Annotated in this window: 13 protein-coding genes and 1 pseudogene; 3 read left to right on the top strand and 11 right to left on the bottom strand. The window is 70.1% G+C overall.

Translation table 11 applies throughout. The annotated features are described in order from the left end of the window. Nucleotides 1–3 precede the first annotated feature (3 nt). Nucleotides 4–309 (top strand): annotated as a pseudogene (locus tag OIE47_RS35330) (antibiotic biosynthesis monooxygenase family protein); the annotation flags it as partial. A 122-nt stretch (nt 310–431) separates the two neighbouring features. Continuing rightward, nucleotides 432–800 (top strand): SchA/CurD-like domain-containing protein, encoded by a 369-nt coding sequence (locus tag OIE47_RS35325; protein WP_326558890.1) that lies wholly within the window; start codon nt 432–434, stop codon nt 798–800. Nucleotides 801–894: 94 nt separating this feature from the next. On the opposite strand, the gene OIE47_RS35320 is transcribed toward OIE47_RS35325, so the two are convergent. From OIE47_RS35320 to OIE47_RS35275, 10 genes are all read right to left on the bottom strand, one after another. Further along, on the bottom strand, nt 895–2,160 hold the full coding sequence (locus OIE47_RS35320) for a toxic anion resistance protein (RefSeq protein WP_326558889.1): 1,266 nt from the start codon (nt 2,158–2,160) through the stop codon (nt 895–897). A gap of 75 nt (nt 2,161–2,235) precedes the next feature. Continuing rightward, a complete protein-coding gene (locus OIE47_RS35315) occupies nt 2,236–3,381 on the bottom strand; it encodes a hypothetical protein (protein ID WP_326558888.1) in 1,146 nt (381 codons plus the stop codon). Between the two features lie 50 nt (nt 3,382–3,431). Next, nucleotides 3,432–4,028 carry a hypothetical protein gene (locus OIE47_RS35310; protein WP_326558887.1) on the bottom strand — a complete coding sequence of 199 codons (597 nt, stop codon included), beginning with the start codon at nt 4,026–4,028 and terminating at the stop codon, nt 3,432–3,434. Between the two features lie 9 nt (nt 4,029–4,037). Beyond that, nucleotides 4,038–5,681: a vWA domain-containing protein gene (locus OIE47_RS35305; RefSeq protein ID WP_326558886.1), complete on the bottom strand. Its 1,644-nt coding sequence runs from the start codon at nt 5,679–5,681 to the stop codon at nt 4,038–4,040. Between the two features lie 249 nt (nt 5,682–5,930). Next, a complete protein-coding gene (locus tag OIE47_RS35300) occupies nt 5,931–6,545 on the bottom strand; it encodes a DedA family protein (protein WP_326558885.1) in 615 nt (204 codons plus the stop codon). A gap of 253 nt (nt 6,546–6,798) precedes the next feature. Continuing rightward, nucleotides 6,799–7,761 (bottom strand): PDR/VanB family oxidoreductase, encoded by a 963-nt coding sequence (locus OIE47_RS35295; protein WP_326558884.1) that lies wholly within the window; start codon nt 7,759–7,761, stop codon nt 6,799–6,801. A gap of 19 nt (nt 7,762–7,780) precedes the next feature. Further along, a complete protein-coding gene (locus tag OIE47_RS35290; protein ID WP_326558883.1) occupies nt 7,781–8,011 on the bottom strand; it encodes a hypothetical protein in 231 nt (76 codons plus the stop codon). After that, on the bottom strand, nt 8,008–9,066 hold the full coding sequence (locus OIE47_RS35285; RefSeq protein WP_326558882.1) for an aromatic ring-hydroxylating dioxygenase subunit alpha: 1,059 nt from the start codon (nt 9,064–9,066) through the stop codon (nt 8,008–8,010). Before OIE47_RS35285 ends, OIE47_RS35290 begins: the two co-directional genes overlap by 4 nt. A 64-nt stretch (nt 9,067–9,130) precedes the next feature. Further along, nucleotides 9,131–10,093 carry an ABC transporter substrate-binding protein gene (locus OIE47_RS35280; protein WP_326558881.1) on the bottom strand — a complete coding sequence of 321 codons (963 nt, stop codon included), beginning with the start codon at nt 10,091–10,093 and terminating at the stop codon, nt 9,131–9,133. 193 nt (nt 10,094–10,286) lie between these two features. Next, nucleotides 10,287–10,880, bottom strand: a complete 594-nt coding sequence (locus tag OIE47_RS35275; protein WP_326558880.1) for an excalibur calcium-binding domain-containing protein — start codon at nt 10,878–10,880, stop codon at nt 10,287–10,289. 173 nt (nt 10,881–11,053) lie between these two features. Between OIE47_RS35275 and lon the strand changes: the two genes are divergently transcribed. Further along, complete coding sequence (gene lon, locus OIE47_RS35270) at nt 11,054–13,396, top strand: endopeptidase La (RefSeq protein ID WP_326558879.1); 2,343 nt, start codon at nt 11,054–11,056, stop codon at nt 13,394–13,396. Nucleotides 13,397–13,779: 383 nt separating this feature from the next. Here lon and OIE47_RS35265 read toward each other — a convergent pair whose 3' ends face one another. After that, nucleotides 13,780–13,992: a helix-turn-helix transcriptional regulator gene (locus OIE47_RS35265; protein ID WP_326558878.1), complete on the bottom strand. Its 213-nt coding sequence runs from the start codon at nt 13,990–13,992 to the stop codon at nt 13,780–13,782. Between the last annotated feature and the right edge of the window lie 69 nt (nt 13,993–14,061).

Raw genomic sequence — 14,061 nt, 5'->3', positions numbered from 1 at the left:
GCGATGGGTGTATCGGGCAAGGGACGGGTGGTGTTCCTCATCCGGATACCGGCGGAGCGGACCGACGAGTTCCTCCGGGCGTACGAGCGGATCCGCTACCAGGTCGCCGAGGGGGTGCCGGGACACCTGGTGGACCAGGTCTGCCGCTCGACCACCGACCCGGAGCAGTGGTTGATCACCAGTGAGTGGCTGTCGTTGGAGCACTTCGAGGACTGGGAACGCGGCAGTGACCACCGGGAGCTGGTCAAGCCGATGCGCGAGTGCATGACCGAGGCCCGGTCGATGCGGTTCGTCGTCCACGAGCAGACCTCGGCGCGCAACCCCACGCCCGAGCGGAACGGGTCCGGGGACTGGGCGGACGAGGAGATGGAGACGGTGACGGCGGAGGTCTGACCGGGATGCCGCCGCGCCGACCGAGGAAGGAAGAACGGATGAGTTCGAACTGGCACGCGCTCTACTACCCGCTCAAGCCGGGGAGCGAGGAGAAGGTCAAGGAGCTGTTCCGGATCAGTGGGCGACCACAGTTCGAGATCTTCGGCGACGACGGGCGGCTGGTCGGGCGGCTGCTCGGCACGATGGCCTTCGTCGGCCGGGAGATGGCCGTACGGGTGATCGAGGTCGAGGGCCCGCTCGGTCTGGTCGCCGCGCACATGAGCAAGCAGGAGGCGGTACGCGAGTTCGAACGCGAGTTGCACGAGCATCTCGCCGTTCCCCGGGACATGGCCACCCCGCAGGGTGCCCGGGACTTCTTCCGCAACGCCTCGATGGAGTGCGTCCTGTCCCGCCGTCACGACCAGTAGCGCGGTGGACCGTACGGCTCGGCGCGGTGGTGGCTCGGCGACGGCGCGGTGCGGTGGTGGCTCGGGTGGCCTGGTGCGGCCACCCGAGCCGCCCTTACAGGTCGGGCGTAGCCGGCAGGACCAGCGGGTCGCGGGCCTTCGCGACCAGGTCCACCACGATCCGGCTCAGCCGCTGGGCCGAGGCGGACATCGACTCGTTCGCCTCGACGATCGCGGACGCCACCTCGGCCCGCTTCTCCTGGCCGTACCGGACCGCCTCCTCGATTCCGCGCGCCTGGGCGTCGATCGAGTCCGCCACCTCGAGAATCGTCTCGGGCCGGATCGTCGGCGTCTGGATCACCTTGGCGATCTGCGGTACCGCCGTCCTGGACGCGGCGGCGTACGCGCTCAGCACGTCGTTCGCCCCGTCGGCCACCGCCTGCTGCATGCCGGCGGCCTGGTTGGCCTGCAGCAGCAGACCCCACTGGGCGATGGTCAGCTTCATCGTCGGGATGGTCAGGTTGATCAGGAGGGCCAGCCGCTGCCCGAGGCCGTAGTTGAGCGTACGGATGTTGCGGACCTGCGGTGAGGTCGACCACGCGACGAACAGCCGCTGCTGGAACTCGTTGATCCGCACCTCGAGGGCGGAGATGAACTCGGTCACCCGGGACAGCCGTTCCTCGGAGTCCCGCCGGTGGATGTCGTCCGGGTCGATGGTGATCGACTGCGCGTCCGCCACCGCCGCGTCCCGCACCAGTTCCATCACCGCGATCGCGCCGATGAGCTGCCCGATCGCCGCCTCGTTGGCCTTGTACAACTCGTCGCAGAGCACCACGTTGCGGCGCAACTGGAGTTGCTTCTCGCTGAGCTGGCCCGCGACCAGGTCGAGCTGGCGCTCCACCGTACGGGCCTCCTCGAAGAGCATCTCCAGCAGGTTGCGCCCCTTGCGGAACAGCCCACGGATCGAGTCGGCGAACTTGTCGAACGCCTCCCGTACCTTCGGGTCCGACGGGTCGTATTTGCGGCGGAAGCCCCGCATCCGGTCGTTGAGCTGACGCATGATCGACGTCAGCTCCGGGATGTCGACCCGCCCGACCTCCCGGAAGATCCGGGTCACCTGGGCGTTGACCTGCTCGATCGCGGCGCTGCCGAAGTTCGCCAGCTCGTTGGTGCTGGCCAGCATCGTCGGGTAGAGCTTCTCCGCGACCACCCGGGCCTGTGCCCGCTGCTCCGGGCTGAGCAGGTCCGCGCAGACCAGGGCCCGTGGCTCGGTCGAGGCGAGCGCGGTGGCCACGGCGCTGTCGGCCGCGCCGGCCGGCGGGTCGGCCGGTCCACCGACGATGGTGCCGAAGTCGATCTGAAGGGCACTGCCCTGCGTCATCGTGTTCCTCTCCCGTTCGGGTGCGTCATCGGGCTTCTCGCCCGTTCGGGTGCGTCATCGGGGTCGATGCCCCCGTCAGGCACAGGTCTTGGCGTCCTTGACGCAGGCCAGCAGGGCCAGCGTCACGTCCGCGGCCGGGGGTGGGGTGACCCGGATCTGTTCGGCCAGCGGGATGTCCGGGAAATCGGCCACGTCGCTCAGTCCGAGCTGGATCGCCGACCGGAAGCCGTAGCTGCGCCACGCCACCGTCTGGACCTCCGGGTCCTTCATCGCCTCGATGAACCGGGCGCTGTCGGCATCCAGAGCGAGAATCGGGTGGTCGCTGTAGATGGTCGGGTCGGGATAGAGCACCCGAATGTTCTTCAGCAGCGACCCGGCGGCCGACGGGTCGCGTACGACCTGCTGGATCACCTGGTTCTCGTAACCGGCGTAGATCGGCGCCTTGAACTCGCCACCCTGGGTCAGCCACTCCCGGAACCCGGTCTCGGAGGTACGCGACTGCAGGCCCTGCGCGTCGTAGATCTGCCGCATCGTCGGCAGGGCGGTACGCGCCTGCGCCAGGTTCGGTGCCGCGTACGGGTCAGCGGTCGCCACGATCGCCAACTGCAACTGGGCCAGCGTGAAGCCACTGTTGGACTTCGCCGGATCGGTGCTCGACACCGAGATCGGCCCACGTAGCCCCTCGGCGCCGACCGAGTCCCAGGTCCGGTGCTTGAGCACGTAGTCCAGCAGCAGCGACTTCATGTCGATCAGGTAGTAGCGGTTGTCCCGCTGCTCGACCAGACCGAGCTTCACCAGCGCCTCGGTGCCCCGAGGACCGGCGTAGAGGACCTCCGGTGACTGCAGCACGTTCTCCGCCCGGTACGCCTCGAAGGCGCCCTGGTGGCCCGCCTCGAAGACGCTCTGCGCGCTCGAACTCGACGGCCACAGGCAACCGATCTTCCGGGCCTTCAGCTCGTCGGTGGAGAGCTGCACCTGGTCGTACGACCCGAGATGCTGGAAGTCGACGGTGAGGCCGTACCGCTCCCGCAGGATCCGGGTGACGGTCGGATCGGCCATCAGCTCCGACTTCTCCGAGCCGCCCAGGCAGGTGATCGCCACCGGTGCGGCCTGACCCGGTGCCGCCGGCTGACCGGACCGCAGCCACAGCACGCCGGCCACCACACCGACCACGATCACCACGCCCAGCCCGATGAAAAACCGCAGACTCGGCAGTCTCACGTCAACTTCCTCTCGATTGAACCGCTGGGACGCGTTGGTGACGACGTCAACTAGGTCACCTCCGGCATTCGCGGCGGGGCCACCGTGTCGAGGTTCGCCACGTACTGTCCGATGTCGCCCTGGTTGACCAGCCGGACGCTCTCCAGGGTGAAGTCGGCGAACCGTTGGAACGCCTGGTCCCCGCTGGTCAGCAGCGCGTCCGCGTCCCGGTAGAGCAGTGGTGAGCCCTGGATGTCGAGGTATCTGCGTACGGCCCCGTCGAGGGAGACCAGGTGCGCGCCGATCTGGCTCGCCGTCGAGTACAGGGTGTTGGGCGAGGTGCCGCGTACCCGGTCGAACAGCTCGGGTACGTGCCGGCAGGCGGTCTCCAGGCTGGCGCGGGCCGCCGGTGCCCGCACCTCCCGGCTGAGCCGCCGTACGTCGCGCAGCGTGCGCAGCGCCTCCCCGACCTTCGCGTTCGCCTCGTCCAGGTAGCTGTCACCCGCCGCCTCGGCCGGGGACCGGTCGTCGACCATCAGGTAGACGCCGATCGCCCCCGCGACGGCGAGCAGTGCCGGCCAGAGCACCGACCGGGTGGCGAGCAGGACTCCGACGAAGACCAGGACGCCGGTGGCCAGCCCGGCCGGGGCGGCGAGTTTGTGTCGCACCGGCCCGCCCTACTTGTAGCCGGCGGCCTGACGCAACGCGGCGACCAGGTCGTTCTGCTCGAAGAACGCGCCGGAGGTGGCCTGGGCGACCTCGGTCAACTGGCTGGGGTCGGCGTCCTTCCCGAACGCGATGGCGATCACCGGCACCCCGGTCCTCCGGAGCGCGTCGAGCGCCGGCGGTCGCTCGCCCTGGCTGGACTTCCCGTCGGTCATCAGCACCACCAGCCGCTTGCGGTCACCGAGCGACGGATCCGCGAGCTGTGCCGAGGCGCGGAGCAGGCACCCGTACAGATTGGTCTCGCCGTCGGGGCGGTAACGGTTGATCGCCTCGGTGAGGCCGTGCAGCTGACCGGGATCGTTGCCGCTGACGGTGAACGGGCTACCACCGGTGATGCCGCCGTTGAAGATCGTCACGCTGGTCACGTCCTGCGGGTGGGTCTGCAGGAAGTTGCGGGCGGCCTGCTCGGCGTCGAAGACCTGCGCCGCGGCCTGCTTCACCCCGGTCCACCCGTCGTTGTCCTGCATGGACCCGCTGCCGTCCAGGCAGTAGTGCACCGCGACCGGCCTGCGGTAGCTGGTCTGGTAGCGGTTGAGCGCCGACTCGATCACGGCTGCCACCGGGAACTGGATTCCCTGTTCGTTGATGGTGGCCTGGATGCCCCATTCCGGGTTGAACACCGACAGGTCCGGGTTGTCCAGCGTGAGACCGATGCTCGCCGCCGGTCGCCGTCCGAGGCCGCGCAGTTTCGCCTGCGCGTCGGGCGAGGAGAGCACGTGCGCCTGCAACTCGGTGAGAAGCTGTCGCTTGACGGCGTCGTCGCCGTTGCCGTGCGGCAGGAAGCCGAGCGGCGCGTCGCTGATCGCCAGGGACCCGCGCGGGTAGGCGACCACCAGTGGTTCCCGGCCCGCCTTGACCAGCTCCTGGTTCTTCTCGATCACCAGGTCCTCGTAGGTGAACATGGTCCGGCAGTCGTCCGGCCGGGCCAGGCAGTCGGTCATCAGGGTGCCGGTCGACGGCGGGGTCTGCTCCATCGCCTTGATCAGCCGGGTCACCCCCTGCACCACGGCGGGCGAGTCGAGCTGGTCCTGGGTCAACGGCTTGCGGGGGCCGTTGCCGGCGAAGTGGTTCAGGAAGCCGAACAGCACCGTCGCGCCCGAGTTCGACTGGGTGGGATTGGTCATCCAGACCCGGGTCCGCCCGGACTCGACCGCGGTCAGGATCTCCGCGATCGACACGTCCGTACGCCCGGCGAACCCCAGTCGTTGCATCTCACCGCGCCAGCCGGCGAACACCACCGGGGTCAGGAACATCGGCTTGACGTCCTGCAGGGTGTTGCGCTGGTCGCCGACCTGGAGGAACACGCTGCTCGCGAACCAGTACGCGTCGTACTCGCCGGAACCGGCGGCGAGTTGCCGGGCCTGGTCCACCGAACCCATGAAGGTCACCGGGCACCGGTAGCCCCTGGCGTCGCACCAGGGCTTGACGATGGTGTCGATCACCGACTGTTGCTCGGACCCGGCCACGATCCGCAGCGTCGTACCGGCCGGGCCGGACGCGGCGGACGCGCCGGGGTCCGGTGGCCCGTCTTCGGTACAGCCGGTGAGGAGCAGCACCACCGCCAGTGCGGTACCGGCCAGTCCCTTGAATCGCACCCGTGCCCCATTTCCCGTATGGAGATCCTGTTCCGAACGGGTTCTTGGTAGCAGTGCGCGGCTACCGGCGGGTCAGTCGGCAGGAGGGGGTTGACCAGGGCCGCAGTCGTCTGGCCAGGGGTGGTCGGCGGTCACCGCACGCCGATGACGCCAGGTTGTCGACGAGATGTCATCCCGGCGTCGCCGACCCGTCACCGAGGTCACGCGAACGGGCCGGCGTGGCCGGGGCAGGCCACCGGGTCGGGGCGGTCAGCGGCCGTGCCGGCGCCTGCGCCGTACGACGATCCAGCGGATGATCACCGCCAACACGACAACCGCCGCGATCCCGATGCTCGCCGCCCCGAGGTATCCCTGCGCCCGTTTCCAGGAGGCGCCGAGCACGTACCCGATCAGGACAACCGTGGTCGCCCAGGTCACCCCGCCGACCACGTTGTACGCCAGAAACCGGCGGTACGGCATCCGGGTCATCCCGGCCAGCGCCGGCACCAGCGCCCGCAGTACGCCGATCCAGCGGCCGAGCATGACCGCGGCCGGACCGTGGCGCTGGATGAACGTCTCCGCCCGTTGCCAGCGCTCCTCGCCGACCCACCGGCCCAGCCGGCTGCGGCGCAGCGGCATCCCCGTCCGCCGGCCGATCTCGTATCCGACGCTGTCCCCGACGACCGCGCAGACCGCCGCGACGATGACCAGCGCCGCGATGTTGGTCCGTCCGGTGGCGGCGAGCGCGCCGCCGATCAGCAGGGCCGTCTCGCCGGGGAGGATCAACCCGATGAAGGCGGCGCACTCGCCGAAGGCGAGCAGCCCGACCAGCACCAGTAGCGGCCAGCCGGACAGGTCGGACAGGATGTCGGTGAGCTGGTCCACCCGGAGGCCCCGGTCAGCCGGTGCCGGTCGGTGGGCGCACCCGCGCGCCGCCGCCGGTCCGGCGCACGTCGGCTCGGACGGGTCTGCGCATCTCGTCCCCTCGTCGGGCAGGTGCTGTGGCTGGTGCCGCAACCGGTGGTCGGCGTCCGACCACCAGCACCATCAGAACACCCCGCGACGCCCCGACCAGGGGGAATCAGTGACCCTCCCGGATCACCGTCGTCACCCGTACGAGTGACTCGCCCGCTCCCGGTCAGAGATCCAGTACGAGGCGCGGGCCCCGGGACCGGGAGACGCAGATGTACATCGTGTCGTTGGCCGCCTGCTCCTCGTCGGTGAGCAGCGAGTCCCGGTGGTCCGGTTCCCCCGCGAGCACGCTCGTCTCACAGGTCCCGCAGGTCCCCTCGGTGCAGGAGTAGAGCACGTCCACCCCGGCGTCCTCGATCGTCTCCAGCACCGAGCGGTCGGGCGGAACGGTCAGCACCAGGCCCGACTGTGCGAGTTCGACCTCGAAGGAACCCGCCCGGACCGGCGCTCCCTGCTCTTTCGGGGCGAAACGTTCCACCCGCAGGGTGCCCGGCCGCCGATCTCGGCAGGTCGCCTCCACCGCCAGCAGCAGGGGTTCCGGCCCGCAGCAGTAGACCAGGGTCGCCGGGTCCGGGTCGGCGAGGATCCGGTCGAGGTCGAGCAGGCCGGTCTCGTCCTGCGGCCGGACCGCGACCCGGTCGCCGTACCGCTCGGTCAACTCGCGGACGAAGGCCATCGAGGAGCGGGTCCGGCCGCCGTACACCAGCCGCCAGGGGACACCGGCGGACTCGGCGGCGGCGAGCATCGGCACGATCGGGGTGATCCCGATGCCGCCGGCGACGAAGACGTAACGCGGTGCCGGTTCGAGCGCGAAGTGGTTGCGCGGGCCCTGCACGCGTACGGTGTCGCCGGCCGCCAGGTTGTCGTGCATGAACCGGGATCCGCCCCGGGACGTCGGCTCCAGCAGGACCGCGATCGTCCACTGCCGTGCCTCGTCGACGTCGCCGCAGAGCGAGTACTGGCGGGTGGACCCGTCGTCGAGGATCACGTCGATATGGGCGCCCGCGCTCCAGTCGGGCAGCACGCGACCGTCGGGCGCGGCGAGGGTCAGCCGTACGACTCCCTCGGCGGCCCGCTCCCGGTGCCGGACGACCAGGTCGAGCTCCTCCTCGGCGCCGGTGCTGCCCATGTCCGCTCCTCCTGGTGCCTCACGCCCGCATCCCGGCCGGGAGCCGACCGACGGGTGGGACCGGGCGGTCCGGGTCGGGGCCGTTGCCGTGCTGCTCGGGATGGCCCAGCAGCCAGTCCCAGAGTTCGACCGGGTCCTCGGCCTCCTGCGACGTCCCGCACCAGCAGTAGCCACGCAGCCGGTCGGAGCCGGGCAACCAGACGATGCGGTAGATCCCGGTACCGGTGAGCCTGGTCGGCTCCGGGGTCATCGCGCCGCTGCCTGCGCCTGGGGTGCACTCGCCGCCGCCATTCGCCTCAGTATGCGGCGCGCGGCCAGCCCGCCGGTATCGATGTTTATGCTCAGTTCCCGGAAGCCCTCGGGCTCGGTGGCGATGACCTGTTCGAGCCGGTTGAGCGCGGTGACGTCCTGCAACACCACGGTCCGGTTGCTGTTCTCGAGGAAGTCCGAGACCTCCCGGTCGTCGAGGGCGAAGTCGCGGGCCACCGCCCAGAAGTCGTGCGTAGTGGTCTCGGTTTCCGGGGTGATGGCGTAGACGACCTCGACGTGGAACGCGCGCTCGTCGGTGCCGTCCGGCTCCGGATAGACCCCGACCGGGGCGATCCGGCTGTGCAGCAGGTAGAGGCAGGGTGGGTGGTACTCGATGTCCTGCCACCGGACGATCCGGCCCTCGATCCCGGTGGAGCGGGAGTAGAACGGCGGGCACTCGGCGTCGTCCATGTGCCGGCTGACGTAGATGACGCCCCGCTCCTCGTCGACCTCCGTGGTGATCGGCGTGTTCGCGACCTCCGGGGTGCCGATGTAGCCGCCGTGCAGGTACGTCTCGTGCGAGAGGTCGAGCAGGTTGTCCACCAGCAGGTCGTACCGCGCGGCCAGCGGCTCCATCCCGTACACGGCTGTGTAACCGTCCAGGTCCAGCCAGGGTGCCCGGGGGATGGTCGACTCGTCGGCACCGGCCGGCTCGCCGATCCACACCCAGACGAAGGAGTCCTGCTCCTTGACCGGGTACGAGCCCAGCCTCGCCGCCCGGGGCACCCGGGTCTGACCCGGCACCGCCACACAGATCCCGTCCGCCCCGTACGTGAAGCCGTGGTAACCGCAGACCACGGTGTCACCGACCAGGTGGCTCGGCGGTTGGGACAGCGGGAAGCGGCGGTGCACACACCGGTCGGTCATCGCGACCACCGCACCGGCCTCGGTACGCCAGAACAGGATCGACTCTCCGCAGACCGTACGGGAGAACAGGTCCCGCCCGATCTCGCTGCCGTAGGCCGCGACGTACCACTGGTTCCTGACGAACTCCATCTCCGGTCTCCTTCCCACCGCCCCGCCGCGCGGGCTGCGCGACGGGGAACGGTTCCGTTCCGGGTTACTGGAAGAGCGCGTCCACCTGCGGCGCCTTCGTGACCAGGCCGTCGCGCAGGGCCAGGTCGGCCAGCGCCTGGATGGACTGCCGGTTGATCTCCGCGGGGAAGGAGGGCAGCGTCAGGGTGGGGATGATCTCGGCCCCGATCGAGGTGTACGTGGACAGGACCTGACGGGTCTCGTCCGGGTGGGCCGAGGCGTACGCCTGCGACTCCACCATCGCGTCGGTGAACGCCCGGACCAGGTCCGGGTCGGACTTGAGCAGAGCCTCCGAGGTGAAGTACGTGGCCACCGAGAGGTTCGGGGTCGCCTCCGCGTAGGCCGAGGAGATGTCCCGGCCCTTCTGGTTGCGGGCGATGGTCAGGAAGGGCTCGACGATGAACGCGGCGTCGACCCGACCGTTTGCCACCGCTGCCGGCATGTCCGGGAACGGCAGCTCGACGAACTTCACCGTCTTGGGGTCGCCGCCGGCCTTGCGGACCGCCTCGCGTACGACGGTGTCGCTGATGTTGTTGAGGGTGTTGATGGCCACGGACTTGCCGGACAGGTCGGCGCTCGACTTGATCGGGCTGCTCTCCGGCACGACCACCCCGGCGAAGTCCTTGCCCGGGGTGCCGGTGGAGGAGGGACCCGGTGCCACGATCTTGAGGGGGAGCCCGCGGGTCTGTGCGAGCAGCAGCGAGGTGTTGTTGCTGAACCCGAACTGGAACTGGCCGGAGAGTACGGCCGGGACGATGGCGGCACCGCCCTGGGCCAGTTCGAGCTTGACCTCGAGCTTGCGGTCGGCGAAGAATCCCTTTTGGACGCCCAGGTAGATCGGTGCCACGTCCAGGATCGGAATCACCCCGACGGTGATCTTCGTGGCCTGGTCCCCGGCCCCGCTGTCGGTGCTCTCGCCGTCTCCACCACCGCCGCAGGCGGTGAGCAACATGGCGGCGGCCAGGACAACGGCAAGTTTCCTACGCATCTGGTGCTCCCGATCCGGCCGAAAACACGTAGCTTCCGGCCAACCCCGTGCGAATCGTGAAGATGGATTCCTCTATGGACCCTAGAGACGGTCGGACGGGCGGTCAACAAACAGCCGATCGGAGCCGCTGGGCAGCGGATCGTCGACCGGCGTTGCACCGTCCGGTGGCCGGGCCGATGCCGTACGGGCCGGCTCAGTCCCTGTTCTTCTCGCAGGCGATGCCGTCGCCGTCCCGGTCCAGCTTGGCCGAGTAGCCGGGATCGCCCCGGTGCAGCGGCGTGACACCCGCCCGGCGGGCCTGGTTGCAGTTCCGGTAGACGACGACGGCGCCGCCCTGGCCGGGCTCCGGGGTCGGTGCGACGACGGGTTGAGCGATGGGCGAGGTGGTGGCCACGGTCGCGCTCCGGGTGGTTCCGGTCTTGGTCCGGGGCTGGGTCGGCGGTGCGGGGGTGGTCGGTCGGGTTGTCGTCCGGGGTGTGGGGGGTGCCGGCGGCGCGACCTGCACCGGCGCCCTGGCGGCACCGTCCGGTGCCAGCGCGGTCGGGGTCTGACCGGCGAATACGGCGCTCAACGTGGCCGCTCCCACCCCCAACGTCAGGACCAGCAGCAACGCGAGGAGCCAGATGCGTCGGCGGTTGGCGCCGATCCGGACAGGTGCGGCGGCGGTGGGCGAGGGGTCCGCCGGGCGGGGGACCGCCGAGCGGTAGCGGCCCGCCGCCTGGTTACCTCGCCCGTACGCGAACGCGCGGGGTTCCTGCCGCTGGTTGTCGAGGGGCGGCTGGCTCACCAGAGCAGGTTACAGGTGCGCTCAGCGAAGCCGGCCGATGGCTGTCGAGGCGTCCGGGAACGATCAGACCGGTCGTCGCCGGCCCGGATGTGGCCTGCGCCACAACGCGGAACACGGGGCACGGTTTGTTACTTGAGTCGTACAGGCTCAACTCAAACGATGGCAGGTGTTCGATGGCAACTCTTCCGGTTCTGCCCCTGACCGACGCAGTCCTGCTGCCCGGGATGGTCATCCCGGTGACCCTCGACCCGAGCACCCAGGCTGCCGTCGACGCCGCTCGCGCGGCGGGTGACAAGAAAGTTCTTGCGGTGCCCCGGGTGGACGGGGAATATGGCTCCATGGGCGTTATCGCCCTGATTGAGAAGGTCGGTCGGCTGCCCAGCGGTGAGCCTGCTGCCGTGGTCCGTGGCATGTCCAGGGCCCGGATCGGCTCCGGCGTGCCCGGACCGGGAGCGGCGCTCTGGGTCGAGGCGACCGAGCTCGACGAGCCCGCGCCGACCGGCAAGGCCAAGGAACTCGCCCGCGAGTACAAGGCCCTCACCACGTCGCTGCTCCAGGAGCGCGGCGCCTGGCAGGTCATCGACGCCCTCGAGCGGATGACCGACCTGTCCGAGCTCGCCGACTCCTCCGGGTACGCCTCGTGGCTCACCCTGGCCCAGAAGACCGAACTGCTCTCCGCGCCCGACGTGACCACCCGACTGGAACTGCTCGTCGGCTGGGTCCGCGACCACGTCGCGGAGCAGGAGGTCACCGAGCAGATCAACTCGGAGGTACGGGAGGGTCTGGAGAAGTCCCAGCGCGAGTTCCTGCTCCGCCAGCAGCTCGCCGCGATCCGCAAGGAACTGGGCGAGGACGAGCCGGACGGCTCGGCCGACTACCGGTCCCGGGTCGAGTCCGCCGACCTGCCCGACAAGGTACGCGAAGCGGCCATGCGCGAGGTCGGTCGGCTGGAACGGGCCAGTGACGCCTCCCCGGAGGCCGGCTGGATCCGGACCTGGCTGGACACCGTACTGGAAATGCCCTGGACGACCCGGACCGACGACAACACCGACCTGGCCGCGGCCCGTGAGGTGCTCGACGCCGACCACGCCGGACTGAGCGACGTGAAGGACCGGATCCTGGAGTACCTGGCGGTGCGCAACCGTCGGGCCGCCCGCAACCTGCAGGTGGTCGGTGGCCGTGGCTCCGGTGCGGTGCTCGCCCTGGCCGGTCCGCCCGGAGTGGGCAAGACCAGCCTCGGCGAGTCCGTCGCCCGTGCGCTCGGCCGCAAGTTCGTCCGGGTCTCGCTCGGTGGAATCCGTGACGAGGCGGAGATCCGGGGTCACCGGCGCACCTACGTCGGTGCGCTGCCCGGCCGGATCGTTCGGGCACTGCGCGAGGCGGGTTCGATGAACCCGGTCGTGCTCCTGGACGAGGTCGACAAGATCTCCGCGGGCTACGCCGGTGACCCGGCCGCCGCCCTGCTCGAGGTCCTCGACCCGGCCCAGAACCACACCTTCCGGGACCACTACCTGGAGGTCGACCTCGACCTCTCGGACGTGCTCTTCCTGGCCACCGCCAACGTGGTCGACTCCATCCCCGGCCCGCTGCTGGACCGGATGGAACTGGTCACGCTCGACGGCTACACCGAGGAGGAGAAGGTCGCCATCGCCCGTGACCACCTGCTGCCCCGGCAGCTCGAGCGGGCCGGCCTGACCGCCGAGGAGTTCAGCGTCAGCGACGAGGCCCTGGGCCAGGTCGCGGCCGAGTACACCCGCGAGGCGGGGGTACGGCAACTGGAGCGGGCCCTGGCCCGGATCCTGCGCAAGGTCGCGGTCGCGCTGGCCACGACCGACGAACCGGTACGGGTCGACACCGACAACCTCAAGACCTACCTGGGACGACCCCGGTTCACCCCGGAGTCGGCCGAGCGCACCGCCGTACCGGGCGTGGCGACGGGTCTGGCGGTGACCGGTGCCGGTGGTGACGTCCTCTTCATCGAGGCGACCAGCATGGAGGGCGAGCCGGGGCTGACCCTGACCGGCCAACTCGGCGACGTGATGAAGGAGTCGGCGCAGATCGCCCTGTCGTACCTGCGCTCGAACGGCCGCAAGTTCGGGCTCGACCCGAACGCGCTGGCCGGACGCCGGATCCACCTGCACGTACCGGCGGGTGCGGTGCCCAAGGACGGCCCCAGTGCCGGCATCACCATGGTCACCGCGTTGGCCTCGCTGGCCTCCGGTCGGCCGGTACACCCGGAGTTCGGGATGACCGGTGAGGTCACCCTGGCCGGTCGGGTGCTGCCGATCGGTGGGGTGAAGCAGAAGCTGCTCGCCGCACACCGGGCCGGCCTCACCGAGGTCATCATCCCGGCGCGCAACGAGCCGGACCTGGACGACCTGCCGACCGAGGTGCGCGAGGCGCTGACCGTGCACACCCTGGCCGACGTGGCGGACGTACTCGCGCTGGCCCTGCGGCCGGCCGAGGAGGTCGAAGACGCGCAGACGCTGGACGGTCCGGCGCTCGCGGTGGCGTAACACCTGAGATCGCCCATGGTCCCGGGCGATCGATGCGAGGGCGCTCCACTTCGGTGGGGCGCCCTCGCCGTCTTTGCTGCGGGGCTGCGGCCGGGGAGGGGCTATGACGCGATGCCGCTCAGTAGCGGGCGACCGTCGGCGCCGAGGGCGGCCGTGACACCCTGACGGCGAGCATGCCTCCGTCGCCGGGGCAGGCACTCTCGATCTGGACGTACATCTTCTTTGATGTATCTACATCTTTGATGATGTACGAGTCTGCCGCGTCATACGTTCCAGACGGAGGCCTGTCGTTCCGCGCGGCTCTGCCGTGTCCGGGCGTGCAGTCAATACCGGGGCAGGGCTTCCGGCGTGACGACGGGGCGACGGGGCGCGCATCGCCCCGGCTACTCGTCGTCCTCGCTGGCTGCCTGCTGCGGGCGGTATTCGGCGATCCACGCTTCAATGTCGGCCCGTAGCCACACCTGCATGCCGTGGAGCCGCTGGAACGGCTCCGGGAAGCTGGGCCGCAGGGCGATCTGCTTAAAGCGGGTCCGGCCGACGCCAAGCATCTGCTGGATCTCGTATGGACCGACGAGCGGACCAGGGACCTCAGCCATGCCCGGCAGAGTATGCATGATCGGGAGTACCCGTTTGGGCGCTGCCCATGCGGGACTGCCCATCTTGAC

It is taken from the genome of Micromonospora sp. NBC_01796, from assembly GCF_035917455.1.
Taxonomy (GTDB): Bacteria; Actinomycetota; Actinomycetes; order Mycobacteriales; family Micromonosporaceae; genus Micromonospora_G.
Note: the sequence above shows the minus strand (reverse complement) of the source record. Positions and strands in the feature narration are given on the sequence as shown.